This is a genomic window from Paenibacillus sp. P4_E11, assembly GCF_056401635.1.
The window spans coordinates 1-18,987 of the sequence record NZ_JBFUIX010000063.1 but is presented as its reverse complement, the minus strand read 5'-3'; the positions used below and the strand labels follow the sequence as shown (position 1 = coordinate 18,987).

The 18,987-nt window shown below is 52.4% G+C and carries 21 protein-coding genes; all 21 read left to right on the top strand.

The window, feature by feature from the left end:
• Positions 1 to 87 precede the first annotated feature (87 nt).
• The 21 genes from cbiB (at position 88) to AC1DWB_RS21655 (ending at position 18,832) form a co-directional block, all read left to right on the top strand.
• Entirely contained in the window at positions 88 to 1,113 is a 1,026-nt protein-coding gene (gene cbiB / locus AC1DWB_RS21755) for an adenosylcobinamide-phosphate synthase CbiB (RefSeq protein ID WP_477543189.1), read from the top strand.
• On the top strand, positions 1,092 to 1,928 hold the full coding sequence (gene cobS / locus AC1DWB_RS21750; protein ID WP_477543188.1) for an adenosylcobinamide-GDP ribazoletransferase: 837 nt from the start codon (positions 1,092 to 1,094) through the stop codon (positions 1,926 to 1,928). The genes cbiB and cobS overlap by 22 nt, the downstream gene beginning before the upstream one ends.
• 26 nt (positions 1,929 to 1,954) lie before the next feature.
• Positions 1,955 to 3,061, top strand: a complete 1,107-nt coding sequence (gene cobD / locus AC1DWB_RS21745; RefSeq protein WP_477543187.1) for a threonine-phosphate decarboxylase CobD — start codon at positions 1,955 to 1,957, stop codon at positions 3,059 to 3,061.
• Positions 3,058 to 4,674, top strand: a complete 1,617-nt coding sequence (locus AC1DWB_RS21740; protein WP_477543186.1) for a cobyric acid synthase — start codon at positions 3,058 to 3,060, stop codon at positions 4,672 to 4,674. The genes cobD and AC1DWB_RS21740 overlap by 4 nt, the downstream gene beginning before the upstream one ends.
• Positions 4,675 to 4,701: 27 nt before the next feature.
• Positions 4,702 to 5,268: a cob(I)yrinic acid a,c-diamide adenosyltransferase gene (locus AC1DWB_RS21735; protein ID WP_477543185.1), complete on the top strand. Its 567-nt coding sequence runs from the start codon at positions 4,702 to 4,704 to the stop codon at positions 5,266 to 5,268.
• On the top strand, positions 5,268 to 6,227 hold the full coding sequence (locus AC1DWB_RS21730; RefSeq protein ID WP_477543184.1) for an RluA family pseudouridine synthase: 960 nt from the start codon (positions 5,268 to 5,270) through the stop codon (positions 6,225 to 6,227). Before AC1DWB_RS21735 ends, AC1DWB_RS21730 begins: the two co-directional genes overlap by 1 nt.
• 113 nt (positions 6,228 to 6,340) lie before the next feature.
• Positions 6,341 to 6,649 carry an MGMT family protein gene (locus AC1DWB_RS21725; protein ID WP_477543183.1) on the top strand — a complete coding sequence of 103 codons (309 nt, stop codon included), beginning with the start codon at positions 6,341 to 6,343 and terminating at the stop codon, positions 6,647 to 6,649.
• Between the two features lie 58 nt (positions 6,650 to 6,707).
• Positions 6,708 to 7,604, top strand: coding sequence for a DMT family transporter (locus AC1DWB_RS21720; RefSeq protein ID WP_477543182.1), 897 nt, complete (start codon positions 6,708 to 6,710; stop codon positions 7,602 to 7,604).
• Positions 7,605 to 7,608: 4 nt separating this feature from the next.
• Positions 7,609 to 8,385 (top strand): threonine/serine exporter family protein, encoded by a 777-nt coding sequence (locus AC1DWB_RS21715; protein WP_477543181.1) that lies wholly within the window; start codon positions 7,609 to 7,611, stop codon positions 8,383 to 8,385.
• Positions 8,385 to 8,810 (top strand): threonine/serine exporter family protein, encoded by a 426-nt coding sequence (locus AC1DWB_RS21710; protein WP_477543180.1) that lies wholly within the window; start codon positions 8,385 to 8,387, stop codon positions 8,808 to 8,810. Before AC1DWB_RS21715 ends, AC1DWB_RS21710 begins: the two co-directional genes overlap by 1 nt.
• Before the next feature lie 74 nt (positions 8,811 to 8,884).
• The gene (locus AC1DWB_RS21705) at positions 8,885 to 10,291 is read left to right on the top strand and encodes an MATE family efflux transporter (RefSeq protein WP_477543179.1); all 1,407 of its coding nucleotides are present in this window, start codon (positions 8,885 to 8,887) and stop codon (positions 10,289 to 10,291) included.
• 145 nt (positions 10,292 to 10,436) lie between these two features.
• Entirely contained in the window at positions 10,437 to 10,811 is a 375-nt protein-coding gene (locus AC1DWB_RS21700) for an arsenate reductase family protein (protein ID WP_477543178.1), read from the top strand.
• Between the two features lie 51 nt (positions 10,812 to 10,862).
• On the top strand, positions 10,863 to 11,969 hold the full coding sequence (locus AC1DWB_RS21695) for a site-2 protease family protein (RefSeq protein WP_477543177.1): 1,107 nt from the start codon (positions 10,863 to 10,865) through the stop codon (positions 11,967 to 11,969).
• A gap of 122 nt (positions 11,970 to 12,091) precedes the next feature.
• Positions 12,092 to 12,964: a 5'-3' exonuclease gene (locus tag AC1DWB_RS21690; protein ID WP_477543207.1), complete on the top strand. Its 873-nt coding sequence runs from the start codon at positions 12,092 to 12,094 to the stop codon at positions 12,962 to 12,964.
• A 151-nt stretch (positions 12,965 to 13,115) separates the two neighbouring features.
• On the top strand, positions 13,116 to 13,568 hold the full coding sequence (locus AC1DWB_RS21685) for an NUDIX domain-containing protein (RefSeq protein WP_477543176.1): 453 nt from the start codon (positions 13,116 to 13,118) through the stop codon (positions 13,566 to 13,568).
• A 73-nt stretch (positions 13,569 to 13,641) separates the two neighbouring features.
• On the top strand, positions 13,642 to 14,343 hold the full coding sequence (locus AC1DWB_RS21680) for a DUF6199 family natural product biosynthesis protein (RefSeq protein WP_477543175.1): 702 nt from the start codon (positions 13,642 to 13,644) through the stop codon (positions 14,341 to 14,343).
• Between the two features lie 283 nt (positions 14,344 to 14,626).
• On the top strand, positions 14,627 to 15,727 hold the full coding sequence (locus AC1DWB_RS21675; RefSeq protein WP_477543174.1) for a sulfate ABC transporter substrate-binding protein: 1,101 nt from the start codon (positions 14,627 to 14,629) through the stop codon (positions 15,725 to 15,727).
• A 65-nt stretch (positions 15,728 to 15,792) separates the two neighbouring features.
• Positions 15,793 to 16,632 (top strand): sulfate ABC transporter permease subunit CysT, encoded by an 840-nt coding sequence (cysT, locus tag AC1DWB_RS21670; protein ID WP_477543173.1) that lies wholly within the window; start codon positions 15,793 to 15,795, stop codon positions 16,630 to 16,632.
• A gap of 18 nt (positions 16,633 to 16,650) precedes the next feature.
• Complete coding sequence (cysW, locus tag AC1DWB_RS21665) at positions 16,651 to 17,538, top strand: sulfate ABC transporter permease subunit CysW (protein WP_477543172.1); 888 nt, start codon at positions 16,651 to 16,653, stop codon at positions 17,536 to 17,538.
• 5 nt (positions 17,539 to 17,543) lie between these two features.
• Positions 17,544 to 18,605 carry a sulfate/molybdate ABC transporter ATP-binding protein gene (locus tag AC1DWB_RS21660; protein ID WP_477543171.1) on the top strand — a complete coding sequence of 354 codons (1,062 nt, stop codon included), beginning with the start codon at positions 17,544 to 17,546 and terminating at the stop codon, positions 18,603 to 18,605.
• A 20-nt stretch (positions 18,606 to 18,625) separates the two neighbouring features.
• Positions 18,626 to 18,832: a YezD family protein gene (locus AC1DWB_RS21655; protein WP_477543170.1), complete on the top strand. Its 207-nt coding sequence runs from the start codon at positions 18,626 to 18,628 to the stop codon at positions 18,830 to 18,832.
• Positions 18,833 to 18,987 lie beyond the last annotated feature (155 nt).

The following is an 18,987-nucleotide window of genomic DNA, read 5'->3' as shown; positions in this document are numbered from 1 at the left end:
AAAAGGTCAGCCGTTTCAGCAATAACGGAAAAAATTTCCGTTATTTACGCTAGCGCAATCCACACAAGATGAAGGGGGCAACGGGGAATGCTGTTCTATTCCATACAAGAGACCGCATGGATGGTGGCTGCGGCGATCATTCTTGATTGGCTGATCGGCGATCCGCGCTGGCCTACCCATCCCGTCATCTGGATCGGACGCTTCATCAAGCGATTCTCGGGCTGGCTTCGCCGCGGCGAGGAGGCGGCTCCAGCGACTTCCGAGTCCCAGCCCGAGTCCCGGTCCGCCCCGTCCCCCTCACGTCTACGTGTACAAGGGATACTCCTGACGCTCGCCACCGTCTCGTTGTCGTTCCTGGCTGTCTGGGCAATCTGGGCGATTGCGCGCGAACTACATCCTTGGCTCGGCTATGCGGTCAACATCTGGTTCATCTCCACGACGATTGCGGTCAAGGGGTTACGCGATGCCGCGACGCTGGTGTACAAGCCGCTAAGCGAAGGCAACCTGCCTGAAGCGCGACGTTATGTCGGCTACATTGTAGGCCGAGACACCGATTCGCTGAATGAGAAGGAGATCGTGCGAGCCACGGTAGAGACAGTGTCCGAGAATACTGTTGACGCTGTCGTTTCACCGCTCGTGTTCGCTCTACTCGGCGGCGCACCGCTCGCCATGCTCTATAGAGCGGCTAATACACTCGACTCGATGGTCGGCTACAAGAATGAGAAATACATCCACTTCGGCTGGGCATCGGCGAGGTTCGACGATGTGCTGAATTACGTCCCAGCCCGTATGACTGGGCTCCTTATTGTCTTGTACAGCTTGTTCGAGCCCACCTTTTCCACCGGCAAGACGTTCCGCTCGATCCTCCAGTTCGCGCATCTGCACCCGAGCCCGAACAGTGGCATTCCGGAATCTGCGGTAGCCGGGGCGTTGGGTATCCAACTGGGAGGAACGAATCACTATGGGGAATTGATCAGCGATAGAGCCAGAATGGGCTGGCCGACTAGAGAGCTGGAGCAAGAGGACATTCGGCGAACGAATCGGGTCTGCTTCGGAATAAGCTTGCTGCTAACAGGGGGGTTCATAGTCATATGGGTACTTTCCGGCCTATAGTATGGCTGCAGGCAGTTGCAGCTGCATTTCAATTTCTGACCTGTATCCCGATTCCTATACAGCTGCATTATGATGAGCGATTGTTCCGCCGTAGCGCGGTGTTCTACCCGTTCGCCGGTGCGGTCATCGGACTAGTACTATTATTCGCGGCTGTCGCACTCGACTCACTGCTTCCTGCTGCTCCTGCTGCCGTGCTCCTGCTAGGAATCTGGATCGCACTCACGGGTGGGCTTCATATGGACGGGTTAATGGATACTGCGGACGGTGTACTGAGCCATCGCTCCAGAGAACGGATGCTGGAGATTATGAAAGACAGTCGAGTCGGAGCGATGGGCGTCATCGTCGGAGGCTGGCAACTTCTGCTGAAAGCCGCCTTGCTATATGCTTGGCTGGAGTATGCTCAGCAATGGCATGACCTGCTTATGCTTGTGCTGATTCCGATCTGGAGCCGGTTGTTCATGGTATGGGCCATTGCGGGCTGGCCATACGCTCGCCAGGGAGAGGGAATGGGGCGGCTCGTTGCGACGGTCTCTTACAGAGAGGGCTGGGTCGCATCACTATTGGCCACCGCCCTCACTCTGCTGACCTTATATATAGGGATAGTAAACGCAGAAGTCACGCTCTTACCCGCACTCCTATCCGCACTCGTCATAACAGTCGCCCTTGCCGCCGCCACGGCTCTAATCGGCTGGCTGCTGGCTCGCTACATGGCAGGCAAGCTGGGCGGCCTAACTGGGGACACCTACGGGGCTATCAACGAACTACTTGAATCCGCGCTGCTGCTGATCACTATGATCGCACTCATGCAGGGATAATCTGGATAGAAATGAGGCGTTACACGATGCTGGAACGATACGGTCACGGCGGAGACATTACGACAGCCGAAGATGAATTCGGCCTGCCCGAAGGCGGCTTCCTGGATTTCAGCTCGAACATGAATCCGCTGGGTCCTCCCGACATCATTGGGGAGCTCGTTGCTTCCCATTGGAAGGATCTCGCCCGCTACCCGGACCCGGCTGTGAGAGAACTCCGCACCAACTTGTCGCAAAGATACGATATCGAGCCGGACAGCATCTTGGTAGGAAACGGAGCCGCGGAGCTAATCGATCTGGCTGTGCGCGTGATTCGGCCGAATAGGACGGGTATTGCCCGACCCTCGTTCACGGAGTACGAGGAAGCGGTCCGGAAGACAGGCAACACGTGCCTGAACATCCCTTTATACGCGGAGTGCGGCTTCTCCCCACAGGAACAAGACGTCCGTGCGGCAGCGAAGCAAGCGGACTTGCTCGTATTGGGGCATCCGAACAACCCGACTGGACAATTACTCGATCCACAACTGATCCATACATTATCTCAAGATGGCGTTCCGATCCTGCTCGATGAGGCTTTCATGGATTTTGTACCGGATGAGCCGTCGTTCAGCTTGTTGAAGCTTGCTTCTCGCACCCCGCATCTGCACGTACTACGCTCCATGACCAAGTTTTACGCGATACCAGGTATTCGACTTGGGTTCATCGTGTCCCATCCGGACTCGATTCGGAAACTTCGGGAACAGCAGGTAACGTGGAGTGTGAATAGCTTCGCCCAACGAATCGGATCAGCGGTCTTGGATGAGTATGAATACGAGCGCCGAACGAGGCAGTGGCTGGCCGTGGAAAAACCTTGGTTAACAGCAAGCTTGTCAGAGATCGGAATGCAAGTGTATCCAGGGAGTGTCAACTACATCCTGTTCGCCCTCCCTCAGAACATTAAGCCGATCCGGGTCCAACAGGTTCAAAGGATGATGGGACGAAGAGGCATATTGATCCGCGATGCTTCTCTATTCGAGGGGCTCGATGATCGCTATGTCCGGGTCGCGGTTCGGTTGCGTGAGGACAATGAGCGGCTTGTAGCGGAACTTGCACGAGTAGTTCGACAGATCGAAGCAGGCGAGGAGGAAGCAATATGATTGGGGGAAATAGCGGCATTACTACATCCATGAGTTCTGAAAGCACAGCCATTTCGCCAACCCTCATGTTCCAGGGCACATCGTCCGATGTAGGCAAAAGCGTGCTGACAGCTGCTCTATGCCGCATCTTCAAACAAGATGGCTGGAAGGTTGCGCCGTTCAAATCACAGAACATGTCACTCAATTCCTACGTTACGCCGGACGGCAAAGAAATCGGTCGAGCTCAAGGCATGCAGGCAGACGCTTGCGGCATTGCAGCTACGACTGACATGAACCCGATTCTGCTTAAGCCGAAGCAGGATATGGTATCCCAGGTTGTCGTACACGGTAAGCCACTGCGGGATTACAACTTCAGAGCTTACCGCGAGAACTACTTGGCGGAAGCAGAGGTTATCGTTCGCGATGCGCTTAATCGGCTTCGGCAGCGCTACGACATCGTCTGCATCGAAGGGGCAGGCAGCCCGGCGGAAATCAATCTGAAAGACCGCGACATCGTCAACATGCGACTAGCCGGCTGGGCAGACGCTCCGGTCGTTCTCGTTGCCGATATTGATAGGGGCGGTGTGTTCGCGTCGATTGTCGGGACGATGGAGATATTGACACCAGAAGAGCGAGATCGGGTGAAAGGCTTCGTCATCAACAAATTCCGCGGGGATGTCTCGCTGCTTCAACCGGGTCTGGATTGGCTGGAGCAGAAGACAGGCAAGCCTGTGCTCGGTGTAATCCCATACTTACGTAACCTTGGACTGGAGGACGAGGATTCCGCCTCGCTCGACGCCAAACTGAGTCAACAACGCCATCAGGCCGTATCGAGCACCAAGCTCGATATCGTCGTGCTGCGCCTGCCGCGTATTTCCAACTTCACCGACTTCGACCCTTTATTCGCAGAATCGGATGTTTCGGTCCGATACGTATCGTCGCCGGAGGAATGGGGAAAGCCGGATGCGGTCATCATACCGGGCAGCAAAAATACGGTCGAAGACTTACTATTTTTGCGAGAGAGCTATCTGGCGGAGCGTGTGATTGCATTCGCCGCCTTGGGCGGCCACCTAATCGGCATATGCGCTGGGTATCAGATGCTTGGTCGCAGTCTGCTTGACCCCGATCTGGTGGAGTCCGATAAACCTGAGTTGGCCGGCCTGGACTTGTTCCCGACCGAAACGGTGTTCGTAGGAGAAAAACGAACCGAGCGTATCGGAGGTACAACTTCTATGTTCATGCTGGATCAAGCAGCAGTGGAAGCTCCGACAATCAGCGGTTACGAAATTCATATGGGCCGGACCCGCTTCCTGAAGCCTGTCATCCACCCGTTCCGCATCCGTATCCACGATGCACCGAACGAGCCGGAGTCGTATCATGATGACGGGGCGATCTCGGAGAACGGGCGCATCTGGGGCACATACATTCATGGCATTTTGCACAACGACGAGCTGCGCCGGGCATGGCTGAATCAGATCCGGGTATCCAAGGGCTGGGAGCCGGTTCCCGAGGCCGCCCATTATCAACATTTGAGGGAAGAAGCGTTCGATCGATTGGCTCAGCATGTGAGGGAACATTTGGATATGGAACGTATTTATGCGATGATGGGACTTGAGAATAGAGTTTCGTCCTGAACCAGACTTATGGGAGGAGAATGTGGGATGAGAATTTATACACGTACGGGGGACAAAGGCCAGACTGGAGTAATCGGAGGCAGAGTCGATAAGGATGATGTAAGAGTAGAAGCTTATGGTACGGTTGACGAGCTGAATTGTTTTGTCGGCCAGGCGATGAGCTTCATGAATGGAGAGAAGTATGCTGACTTGCTGGCAGACATGTTGAACATTCAACATGAGCTGTTCGATTGCGGCTCCGACTTGGCGCTCTTGAAGCAGGATCTGCGGCCTTACAAAGTAACAGCAGAGATGGTCGATCAACTGGAAGCGTGGATTGACAAGTATGATGCCGAGACCCAGGACTTAACCCGCTTCATCTTGCCAGGGGGCAGTGCTGTTTCTTCTGCTCTGCATGTGTGCCGCACGGTGTGCCGCAGAGCCGAACGCCGAGTGGTCACGCTGGCCAAGGAGCAGCCGATCAACGATGAAGTACGCCGGTATTTGAATCGTCTGTCTGATCTGTTCTTCACGATCGCCCGCACGGCCAACGCCAGAGAAGAGGTTGCCGATGTGGAGTATGTACGAAGTGCCGAAGTATTCCGGAGAAAATAATGGGTTATTACGAAGCGTTAACTTACCAAATCGAACCTGAAGATGAGGGCATGCTGCTGAAGACGGTATTGTTCAATAGAATGGGGCTGTCCCGCAAGCTGATGTCTCGCGTGAAGCAGACGGAGCAAGGCATCACGCTGAATGGGGAACGTGTATACACGACGGTCCGAGTCAAGGCCGGAGATCTTGTAGCGATTCGGATGGAGGAAGAGGAGTCGGATGACATTTTGCCTCAAGATCTGCCGCTGCAAATTCTGTTCGAGGATGAGCACCTGCTCGTCGTGAACAAGCCTGCGGGGCAGATTGTCCATCCGACGCATGGTCATTATACGGGCACACTGGCGAATGCAGTTGTGTTTCACTGGCAGCAGCAAGGGCTGAAGGTCCGATTTCGCCCTGTGCATCGACTGGATCAAGACACCTCGGGTGCCCTGTGTATTGCCAAAAATCCATTCATCCATCAGAACATCTCCGAGCAGATGCAAGCGAATGAAGTGGATAAACACTATATCGCCTTCGTCTACGGTATCGTCAGCCCGGCGAGCGGGACGATCAATGAACCGATCGACCGTGATCCGGATCGTCCGCATGTCCGAATTGTCACGCCGAGCGGCTATCCTTCGGTTACGCACTATGCGACAGAACGAACATATGGAGCTTCAGCCTCACGTGTATGGCTGAAGCTGGAAACCGGGCGCACCCATCAAATTCGGGTGCACATGCGGCATCTCGGTCACCCGCTTATCGGGGATGCCATGTATGGCTTACCTAGTCTTCCCGCAACAGAGATGAGCCTATTGTTTGACCCGAATATGGATGAGCAGATCGCCCGCCATGCTTTGCATGCGTCTAGGCTGGCGCTGACGCATCCCGTGACGAAGGAGCGGGTCGAGTTCGAGGCACCACTTCCTACCGATCTCACCGTATTGGTCCAGGAGCTGGACAAGCTACAATTCTAGAACGCGATCGCAACTGCTTAAACATAGAGCAACGGGAAGGGCATGCCCTTAACGGATGGCTCTTTTTTTGCTAAAGTGAATGGGTGAGGAAGTTATGGAACGGGGGCAATCGGATGGAGCCATTCACGAAGCGGGTAATTGAAGTAATCAAGAGTATACCGAGTGGACGTGTGATGTCGTACGGCCAAATTGCACAGGAGGCGGGCAGCCCTCGAGGAGCTAGGCAGGTTGTGCGAATTTTGCATTCGATGAGTGGCAAATACGATCTGCCGTGGTACCGGGTAGTCAATGCTCAAGGGGAGATTGCCCTCCAGGACGATGAAGGGCGCTTTCTACAGACGTCCCATCTGCAAGAGGAAGGGGTCGACGTCGATAGCAAAGGAAAAGTGGATTTAGCCCACTACAGGTTCCATCCGAATTAAAGTGTGTTATATTGGATATTACCTATACGATATTGCACAATGGAAAGAAGGACTCGACTTGCCTCGACTCGTCTATGCAGCACTATTGGCACTCAGTCTTATCTGGGGCGGTTCGTTTTATTTTGTCAAAGTACTTTTACATGATTTCGGCCCTTGGACCATCGCTTTCCTACGCTCGGGATTCGGGCTGGCTACTGTTATAATCATGATGTTGATACTCCGCAAGCCATTCGCCATCCGATCGATTCCGTGGATTCCGATGAGTGCGATGTCAATAATTAATACGGCTATCCCTTGGGCGCTTATTGGAATGAGTGAGACGAAGCTAACCAGCAGTATGGCCTCCATCCTGAATGCGACAACACCGGTGTGGACAATCGTGGTAGGTATCCTCTTTTTCAGGAATCACTCGAACCGATATCAGTGGTTGGGTATCGGTGTGGCAACTATCGGTCTTCTCGTATTGTTGGGCATTCGCCCTGGTGCCATCCTTTCGGTAGACATGTTCGGATTTGGATGCATGTTGGCCGCTGCCTTTTGCTATGGAGTCGGATCACAGCTATCAAAGCGTCTGCTCTCCGGCTATTCGATGTATCAAATCACATTCGGCACTCTCCTGACCAGTATGATCGGCAGTGGAATTGTCGCTTTTACAACGGAGTCCATCACCGCAGCTGACATTACCTCCGTAACTAACATTCCGATGATTGTAGGATTAGGGGTGTTCGGTTCGGGGTTCGGCTATATTCTCTACTACTATATGGTGCAAAAGGGAAGTCCCGAGTTCGCGACGATGGTTACCTATCTAGTCCCATGCACCGCCCTGATCTGGGGGTATACGTTGCTGGATGAACCGATCCACTGGAATTTGTTAGCGGGACTCGCGATCATATTAGCAGGTGTATTCTTGGCGAACCGACCATCGCGGCAGTTGCAAAAAGAGAGAAAGGGTTAGGCGAATGGAGCAATCATCCCAATCAACCTACGAAATCGCGCAAGTATGTTTATTGGCCGGGAAGATCATGCTGGAGAACGGTGGGGAAACGTACCGGGTGGAGGATACGATGATGCGTGTTGCATCTGCGTTCGGCATCCCGAATTCCCACAGCTTCGTGACTCCCACCTGCATCATCTTCTCGATAGACGGGCCGGAACAGATTACCCGGTTAATCCGAATCTCGGATCGGTCTACGGATCTGCGTAAGGTTACGGTCGTGAATCATATTTCCAGAAAGATCAGCCGAGGAGAATTGTCAGTTGCTGAGGCGTATCGGCTGCTCGAACAAGTCGAAGCGGCCAGCACCGGCTTTCCGGTTTGGTTCAAGATTGCAGCGGCAGCTCTTGCAAGCGGGTGCTTCTTAATTATGTTCGATGGGCAGTGGCACGATTTCATTCCCGCTCTTCTTACAGGTGGAGCGGGTTGGTCGTTCTTGATCTACTTTCATCGCGTCGTGCCGATCAAGTTTTTTGCCGAGTTTCTGGCATCGTTACTTATTGGATTATTGGCTTCCTTGTTTCTGAGACTAGGGATTGGCCATGATCTGGATAAAATGATTATCGGTTCGGTTATGCCCCTTGTCCCAGGTCTACTGATCACGAATGCGGTCCGGGATTTAATGGCGGGGCACTTTGTGTCGGGATTGTCCAAAGGGGCGGAAGCGCTGCTTACGGCTTTTGCAATTGGAGCGGGTATAGCATTCGTGCTGTCTTTTTACAGCGGGGGAGGGATTGGCTGATGGTCGAACAACTTGTAGTGAGCTTCGTAGCTTCGGCTGCATTCGCCATCCTCTTCAACGTACCGAGAGGGACTTTGCTGCAATGTGGATTCGTTGGCATGTTCGGCTGGCTAATCTACATCGCCTTGTTGAGAATACCCGCCGATCCAATTCTCGCTACGCTGATCGCCTCCTTCTTCGTGGCCGTGACGAGTCAAGTATTCGCACGCGTATACAAAATACCGATTGTCGTCTTCAGTGTGGCAGGCATCATACCGCTAGTTCCCGGCGGACTTGCCTACGATGCGATGCGCAACATAGTCGAGAATCATTATGACGTAGCCGTGCAGCTGGCGGCGAAGGCGTTCATGCTGTCCGGCTCAATCGCGATCGGGCTTGTCTTCTCGGAAGTGATCAATCATTTCATGCGAAAGCCTAGGATGTAAATTTCAAGTATTCACCATCTTCGCCATATGGTATATTAAGGAAATATCATTTTCCGGCGGAGGTCCACCACACGATGTCCCACTCGCAAACCCAGATCAGCAGCAACAACCAGCCTCAAACACAGATCCCACCGGATGAAGAGCAACTGAGCAAGAAGCAAATACGCCGCAAAGTATTGGATCTTGCCTGGCCGACACTGACCGAGATGCTATTAAGCAACCTGATTATGATGCTGAACATGATTATGGTCAGCCGGGTCAGCGCGGAGGCTGTAGCCGGGGTTGCGCTCACCAGCCAGCCGATCCAATTCTGCATGATGCTCTTCGCCGCCATGAACATCGGTTCGACGGTCATTGTGGCTCGTGCGATTGGCGGCGGCAACAAGGAAGAAGCGGACCGTTCGGCGCAGACGAGCTTTAATGTCAATATCATGTTCATTATCCCGATCGTGCTAGTGCTGATCGTGTTCGCCTCGGACATTTTGCGCTTGATGGGGGCGACGTCCGAAGTCGTGGCTGGCAGTGTAGGGTATGCACGGCTGTCGTTCCTGGCATTCGGCTTTACGATTCTGACCAACAGCGTCTCATCTGTATTGCGCGGAGCAGGGGATACGAGGACGTCGGCGAAGATCAATGTCACGACTGATGCGATCATCGTGGCGATTGGAGTACCGCTTATCTATGGTTGGTTCGGACTACCGGAGCTCGGTTTGTTGGGGGCAGGAATCTCGACGTTATTCGCACGTCTGCTGGCTGCAGTTTGGATGCTGAGCGGCGTGTTCTCAGGCCGTAAGAAGATCAAGCTGCGTCTTTCGCAGATCGGCCAGATGAATCGGGAGCTGATTCGCCGTATTCTCAAGATCGGGCTACCTGGTGCTGGAGAATCATTCGTGATACGGGTCGGACAAATTTTCTTAACGGTGCTTATCGCTGGACTAGGGACGCAAGTGTTCGCCGCAAACCAAATTGCGTTCAACATTCTAGGACTGACATGGATGCCTGCTCTCGCATTGGCGAGTGCCGCCACAACCTTAGTCGGTCAAGGACTGGGCGCGCAAAAGCCGCAGTTGGCGGAGCAGCTGGCCTGGGAGACGAATAGACTAGGGATGATTGCATTAGGAGCATTCGGAATCGTCTTTATATTTGGTTCCAAGTGGATTCTTCTGTTGTATACGAATGATCCGGAAGTGATTCGACTAGGCACGATTGCGATGCAGGTGATCGGGCTCACGCAAGTATTCCAAGCGGCTCAATACATATTGGCTGGGGCACTGCGAGGAGCAGGGGACACGAGATTTTCGCTTAAAATTACGTTTATCGGGGTTTGGGGTATCCGAGTATTGCTCACGCTGTTGTTCGTCTATGGGTTCCATTGGGGATTGCTGGGTGCCTGGTTGGCGATTGCCGTAGATCAGGTTTACCGGTCTGTCTTCTTGGCGCTCCGATTCCGCAAAGGGGATTGGAAGAAAATTAAAGTATAGGGCTGTCCACATAACCGAATAGAAGACAACAGGTCATTCGCGTCCGACATTTGCCTGTCTCGAAAGGCTTGTTTTTTGCGGCTTTGTCGGCTATTCTTGAGAGTGGACCTCGAGTCTGAATGACGGAAGAAAGGAACTTACACGCATGCCAGTTACGATGTACTTATACCCCAAGTGTGACACTTGCCGAGACGCTCTTAAGTCCTTGAAGCGCAAAGGAGTTGAGCCTGAGCAGATCAATCTGTTCGAGACGCCGCCATCTGCCGATATATTAAGAGAAATCATAGATCGAAGCGGGCTGGAGCTGAAGAAGTTTTTCAACACCTCTGGTGAAGTGTACAAGGAATGGAACTTGAAGGACAAGCTTCCGGGCATGACCCGCGACGAGATGATCGACTTGCTGGCCTCGAACGGAAGATTGATCAAGCGACCGATTGTTGACGATGGACACCACGTCACAGTTGGCTATAAAGAAGAGCAGTACGAACAAGTATGGGGTTCTTCAGGAGCCCCAAAGTAACAAGCCTACCGTATTGCGCGGTTGATAGACGAGAGACGGGAGGTTGTGCACTTGGCAAGTTCAGGGAAGCCGGATAATCCCAGATGGTGGGGCGTTAGCGCGATTGGCGCCTTTTTGCTTGCCCAGGCGAAGACACTGATCTCGATCTTCCAGCTAGGAAAGGCCGGCGGAGCAGTACTTAGCGCAGGTGTAGCGATCGCTCTCTATGCTTGGTTGTACCAATGGGAGTTCGCAGTAGGTGTCGTGATTATGGTGTTGTTCCATGAGTTAGGCCATATATGGGCGGCGCGACGCAAAGGCATTCCGGTTACTGCACCCTTCTTCATCCCGTTCCTCGGAGCGCTTATTATGTTGAAGCGAAATCCTAGAGATGCGGTCACAGAAGCGTATATTGCTATCGGCGGACCGGTTCTCGGGTCAGCAGCTGCTTTTGTCTGCTTTTGCCTGGCGTGGGCTACGGATCATCCTCTCTTCTATGTCATTGCGTATATCGGCTTCGTGCTGAACCTGATCAATCTGCTGCCTATTCATCCGTTGGATGGGGGGCGGATCGCTACAACGGTCACGCGCTGGATGTGGATTGCAGGGTTGTTATCAGGCATTATCATCGTCATCTACATCAAATCGATACTTCTGTTCATTGTCTGGGCGCTGTTCTCCATCGATCTGTTTCTGCGGTTCATATGGAAGACCAATGGTCGGGGAACTACATATACGGTGTATGGCAGAATTGATGTGCCTTCCACGCAGATTACGAATCCGGATTGGCTCATTAACGGCTATCAGCACGTGGGCGAGTTGGATTACACGACCTACTGCGAGCTGGACGGCCGACAATTCGTAGAGATTCGCTGGGAACTGGCTGACCGGGTGAAACGAATCGAAATGCAGGAGCAAGGAATCATTAGCCGGGTTCACAGTACGGGAGTTGATTTCAAATGGAATCAGATTCCGAAGCGGCTCGTGATGAAGTACGAAGTCGACTATGTGCCGCACGAGAATGAGAACTACTATGTGGTATCACGTCCGTTGAGATGGAAGTTCGGGTTGGCATACGGAGGGCTGGCGCTATTCCTGCTCTTCATGTTATGGGCGATCCAGCAGCAATTGCCTCCATATACAGGACTTTTGCATTCCTTGACAGGTGGGCGGTATTAGCGACTCGACAAATTTCCCGGGAAATGAGTCGTGCAAGATGAAGCGGTTTGTCGGAATTTAGGATGCACGAGTAATTGCAGTGATTTATTAGGATTCATTACTTATACGAGGGAGTGGGTATGATGTCGGAAAAACAACCGTCGGTGCTGCTGGTGGATGGGATGGCGCTCTTGTTCCGTGCTTACTTTGCTAGCGCCTACAGCGGCTATATTAAGCGGACAAGCACTGGAGTGCCGACTAATGCGGTGTATGGCTTCGTGAAGTACATGCTCGATGCGATCGAGATGTTCGGCCCGACGCACGTCGTATGCTGTTGGGATATGGGCAGCAAGACGTTCCGTACCGAGCAATTCGCAGAGTATAAGGGCAATCGGCCAGATGCGCCGGAGGACCTGATCCCGCAGTTCGACTTGGTTAAAGAAGTCGTGTCCAGCTTCGGCATTCCGAATGTCGGCATTCCTGGCTATGAAGCGGACGATTGCATCGGGACGTTGTCGCTTGCGTTCAGCCGCGACTTGGATGTCTTCATCCTAACTGGTGACCACGATATGCTCCAGCTCGTGTCCGAGCGGACCAAGGTCATCATAATGAAGAAGGGCCCGAACAACTACATGGTCTATGACCTGCAGACGTTGAAAGAAGAGAAGCAGCTCACGCCGGCGCAAATCATCGACTTGAAAGGTCTAACTGGCGATACGAGCGACAACTATCCTGGCGTGAAGGGCATTGGTGAGAAAACAGCAGTGAAGCTACTGCTGGAGTACGAATCAATCGATGGCATTCTTGCCAACATCGAGGTTCTGCCCAAGAGCGTCAAGGCCAAGATCGAGGCTGAGCTTGAGATGCTGCACCTGTGCCGCGATCTAGCTACTATTCGTCTGGACGTGCCGGTCGCTTGCACACTGGAATCTAGCGTTTGGGAGATCGACCGCCATCAAGTGATTGCGAAGTTCGAGGAATTGGAATTCAAGGGACTCATGAAGATGATTAATTAATCCTATACGTACGAAGTGAACAACCTCCGGGGCTGCTGCCTGCGGAGGTTGTTCATTTTAGATTTCCGGTCAGTTTTTTTTCTATACAGGGAAAAGGAAATTAGTAGGGATGGCTCGAATGTATCGGAAATGAATGGGGGCAAAGATTGCTATGAGCAACGATACGATATTGAAAGTTACAGCTTACATCACGAGATACGAGGATGGCCATAAGCAGCTCTTGGTGTTCCGTGAGCAAGGGTTCGAGCATCTGGGCTATCAGGTACCGGGGGGGACTGTCGAGCCGAATGAAGGCTTGGTAGACGCGCTGATCCGGGAAGTGAAGGAGGAAGCCGGCCTTGTGCCGATGCAGATCATGCTGCTCGGAGAATATACGTACTACACGGAAGCAACCGATCGCACAACGAAGCGCTTCTACTATCAGATGGAGGCCGAATGCCAGGAGACGTTCACCCATGTGGTGCAGAGCAACGACGAAGATAACGGCTGGATTTACCATTATTCGTGGGTCAACCTGGATGAATTAAGTGGCTTGCATGGTTACCTGGGGGTTTGTCTGAAGGATCTGGACATCTACTTGGAAGAGAGCGAGCAATTTGGTTAATGGTGCAACTCCCAAGGAATGGCTGCGTACCTATATATAGCGTACACGCTGTTCTTGAAGGGAGAACTTACATATGATCTTGCAGCATCTGAGCAGATCACGCGGATTCCAGGTGACTATTGTGGGTATCATAGCCTTACTCGTTGCCATTTGGGCGATTCCGCACTTTTTCACGAAAGTCGTTTATCTCAATGCGTACAAATATTCGAAGCTTTCCCATGAGGGAGATGCGATTACGTATCACTCCAATAGCAGCGAGGCGAAGGACGTCGTAGTAACAGACTTCCCGGATCGCAAGGAGCTCCTCATCGAAGACAAGATGTACACGGTTCGAGAGGTTCGAGGAAAGGACGATCCGACATTTCTCATCTCCTATCCGAATGGCGGCACCTATACGGCAGTTCGACACAGCGGCATATTCCTAGTCTACGACGATCAAGGTGACATGGTCTCGCAAGTAACAATTTATGTGGATGATAAAAGAGTGCTTAGTCCAAACGAAGAAGTATACTTGCCCAGCCAGCTGGTTACGTTGGCGTATACCCAATATCAATCGTTTAATGGCAGCATCTTCGGCTTTATGGGGTCCATTGCACTGTTCCTTTATGGCTGGTGCGGATTCCGCTATGAAGCGTTTCAACGGTTCATGTTTACCCTCTCTTACGGTCTATGGGTCAAGGACCCAGAGCCAAGCGACTTTTATTTTGCCGTCACCAAGTTCGCCGCTTGTATCATCATGGTTTGTGCGATTGGACTGGGATTGAAATCTTTGTAATTCGTCTTAGCGATTGCTTGCTGAAAACATAAGTAGCCCATAACAACCTTCCGGCATATGCTGTGTGAGGTTGTTTTTTATTTGTGCATCATTTATTTCCAAAAAACGCATTGACACACCGACCAGACGGGTGCTATTATATCCAATATCATAGTAAGTTTATCGGAATAATAAAGTTTGTCTACCGGACAACCGGAGCGAAGCACAATTCGTAATTCAAAGCAGAACCGATGAACTGTAAGTGATTTATAACCATTTTTTATAAAAAGGGAGAGTTATCGTTATGAGTACGAATCAACCGACTGTGCTTCGGTCCATTCGCAAAGTTTCGCTGTTAAGCGCATTAGCCTTATCCTTGGTAGGCTTGACGGCTTGCGGTGGAAGCTCCGGGACAACATCTAACACGGCTGCAGGAGAAACTCCAAGCGCAGGCGCTACGAAGAATCTTAAACCAGTAGAACTATTGAACGTATCCTACGATCCGACCCGCGAACTTTATCAAGAATATAACAAAGCATTCGCTAAATACTGGAAAGAAAAGAAAGGCCAAGAAGTTACAATCAAGCAATCACATGGCGGTTCGGGCAAGCAAGGCCGCTCGGTAATCGATGGATTGGAAGCAGACGTAGTCACATTGGCACTTGCTTATGACATTGACGCCATCCAGGAAAAGGGCCTCCTTCAGAAAGATTGGCAGAGCAAGCTGAAGAGCAACAGCTCACCATACACCTCGACGATCGTATTTCTGGTGAAAAAAGGAAACCCGAAAGGCATCAAAGACTGGGACGATCTGATCAAGCCGGGTATCCAGGTCATCACGCCGAATCCGAAGACTTCAGGCGGCGCTCGCTGGAACTACTTGGCGGCATACGGCTATGCGTACAACAAGAATGGCAAGGACGATGCGAAGGCGAAGGAATTCCTCGGTAAGCTGTTCAAGAACGTACCGGTACTGGACTCCGGTGCTCGTGACTCCACCACAACGTTCGTCCAACGCGGAATTGGCGATGTGCTGCTCGCTTGGGAGAACGAAGCCTACCTCTCGATTAATGAGTTCGGCAAAGACAAATTCGAGATCGTGAATCCTTCTGTCAGCATCTTGGCGGAACCGCCTGTAGCCGTAGTCGACAAGGTCGTCGACAAGAAAGGCACTCGCGAAGTGGCGCAAGCTTACTTAGAATATTTGTACACCGAAGAAGGCCAGAACATCGCGGCCAAGAATTACTACCGTCCACGCCTTGAATCCGTAGCGAAGAAATACGAATCGCAGTTCCAGAAGATCAACATGTTCACGATTGACGATCCAATCTTCGGCGGTTGGACCAAAGCACAGAAAACTCACTTCGCCGACGGTGGCGTGTTCGACCAGATTTACAAACCATAATTGTAGCGGAATGGATGCAGTCCGGGCTGTCGGACATCATCCCATAGCGGGGAGAGAAAGGGTTTATGGCGAAAGGTTGGAGAAAGCGCAGTATTATACCCGGATTCGGCATCTTGATGGGTTTTACTGTCCTGTATTTGAGTTTGATCGTCCTTTTACCACTATCGGCAATATTCATTAAGACATCCGGCATGGGCTGGGAGAAGTTCTGGCATACGGTAACAGACCCGCGGGTTGTAGCAGCTTATAAGATCAGCTTCGGTACGGCGCTCGGTGCCGGTATAGTGAATTCGATATTTGGGTTCATTGTAGCCTGGGTGCTTGTCCGATACACATTTCCAGGAAAAAAGCTTGTGGACGCCATGGTCGATCTGCCCTTCGCTCTTCCGACAGCGGTTGCTGGCATCGCCTTGACGACGATCTATTCGCAGAACGGTTGGATTGGGAAGATACTGGAGCCGCTCGGCATCAAGATCGCCTTCACACCGCTCGGTATCATGCTGGCGCTGACGTTCATCGGCATCCCGTTCGTCGTCCGAACGTTGCAGCCGGTCATCGAGGAACTGGAGAAGGAAGTGGAAGAAGCCGCAGTCAGCCTGGGGGCTAATCGGTGGAGGACGTTCCGCAAGGTGTTGTTCCCAGAACTGCTGCCTGCGTTGCTGACTGGGTTCACGTTAGCCTTCGCAAGGGCGGTAGGCGAATACGGTTCGGTCGTATTCATATCTGGCAACATGCCGATGAAGACGGAGATCGCTCCGCTGCTCATTATGACGAAGTTGGAGCAATACGATTATACGGGAGCGACGGCGATTGCGCTTGTCATGCTCGTCATTTCCTTTCTCTTGCTGCTCATTATTAATTTCCTGCAATGGCGGTCGAATCGACATGCCACTACGTTGCAGTAAGGAAGGGAGAGCGAATGCATGGCTGGCTATGTAACGACTGTACCCAAGACGAGGCCATCTAGTGCCTCAAGGCCCCAGCACATTACGGAACCACGTCTGGTCAAGTGGATTCTGATTTCGATAGCTCTGTTGTTTCTAGGATTTCTACTTGTGCTGCCCTTGGTTAGCATATTCGCTGAGGCGTTCCGCAAGGGTGCCGAGGTGTACGCCGCCGCGCTGGTCGAATCGGATGCAGCATCCGCCATTCGCTTGACCTTGACAGTAGCGGCGATTGCTGTACCTGCGAACTTGATCTTCGGGATTGCGGCGGCATGGGTGATCACGAAGTTCAGCTTCAAGGGTAAAAACTTACTAATCTCACTCATCGATCTCCCTTATGCCGTATCACCGGTCATTTCGGGGTTGATCTACGTATTGCTGTTCGGCGCACACGGCTGGTTCGGACCTTGGCTGCAAGCGCATGACATCAAGATCCTGTTCGCCCTGCCAGGTATCGTGCTGGCGACGATCTTCGTCACCTTCCCCTTCGTAGCAAGAGAGTTAATCCCGCTCATGCAAGCGCAGGGTAACCAGGAAGAGGAGGCGGCTGTTACACTAGGCGCAAAGGGCTGGCGCATCTTCTGGAAAGTGACGCTGCCTAATATCAAGTGGGGATTGCTGTATGGCGTCATTCTGTGTAACGCCAGGGCGATGGGAGAGTTCGGTGCTGTCTCGGTCGTGTCCGGTCATATCCGGGGTTCAACGAATACGATGCCGCTGCACATTCAGATTTTGTATAATGAATACAATTTTGCCGGTGCATTCGCCATGGCCTCTCTCCTGGTGCTGTTGGCTGTCGTAACGCTTATCATCAAGAGCTTGATCGAATGGAAATATCAACCTCGGCACAGTCGGGAAGGAGAGTAAACCGGATGCATATCGTAGCCAAACACTTGACGAAAAGCTTTGGCAGCTTCCAGGCGACGAAGGACGTGAGCTTCGAGATTGAGAAAGGGAAGCTGATAGGACTGCTTGGCCCGAGTGGGGGAGGGAAAACCACGATACTCCGTATCCTCGCGGGACTGGAGCAGCCGGATACAGGGGACATCTTGTTCCACGGACAGCGCGTGAACGACTTACCACCGCAACAGCGGGGCATCGGCTTCGTCTTCCAGAACTATGCGTTGTTCCGCCATATGAGCGTGTTCGATAATATCGCGTTCGGCTTGACGGTGCAGAAGCGGACGAAGGCGCAGATCAAGGAGCGCGTGAGTGAACTGATTGAGCTGACCGGTCTGAAGGGGCTGGATAAGCGGCTGCCGAATCAGCTGTCCGGTGGTCAACGCCAGCGCGTCGCCTTCGCCCGGGCGATTGCGCCTGAGCCTCAGCTGCTGCTGCTCGATGAGCCGTTCGCAGCGATCGACGCCAAGGTACGCAAGGAGCTGCGTACGTGGCTGAAGGAGATGATCGATCGTGTGGGCATCACGACGATCTTCGTTACCCACGACCAAGAGGAAGCGGTTGAAGTGGCGGATCAACTCATGATTATTAACAACGGCAAGCTGGAGCAGCAAGGAGCGCCAATCGATATTTACAGATACCCGCAAACGCCATTCGTGGCTAGTTTCATTGGTGAATCGAACCAATTGGACGATCCCTCGCAGCTGAAAGGCTTCGAGCAACTGCAGCTGCCGGGTGCGAAGGCGATGATTCGGCCAGAGTTTCTTGAGATTGGCTTGCCGGGTGAGATCTCTCTCACTTCTGCAGCAGAAGAGGGCCATGTAAGGAACGTCTACTTCCGCGGCACCAATTGGCAGGTAGAAGTTGAAGTCGGAGAAAGCCGCTTGTTCGGCTACCGTTCCCTGGAGTTGCCGATATTGAATCCAGGCGATTCCGTGAAGGTGTTGGTTCATAGGCTGTATCTATACAAGGAGTCGGAGCATGTAACGCAGGAGAACGGGTTGAAATTCGATCCGATGCCTGTTCATATTTAATAGAAAATGGAGGGATTAGCATGGCGAAGCCGTTAGAAGTCGATGAGTATTGGAGCGAGCGTATTATTCAAAGCGTGAACGGATTGGAATATGGCACGGTTCAAATCGTGGTTCATGACGGAAGAATCGTTCAGATTGAGCGGACCGAGCGAAAACGATTCGAAGCGGAACCTGCTGCTCCGCGGAAGCCGAAGGAAAAGCAAGTGACCGTGAACAATAATAATTAGTCGCGGGTCAACCGGAACAGCCCCGCGTGCCTTGTCGGGACCGCTGTAAGCCGAAAAAAAGGCTGTCGATTAACTGTTGATAGAAGCAAAAACGGCCGTTCCAAGTGAAAAAGGACCCCTTTAGCTCAAACATCTTGTTTGAACCTCCCTGATTG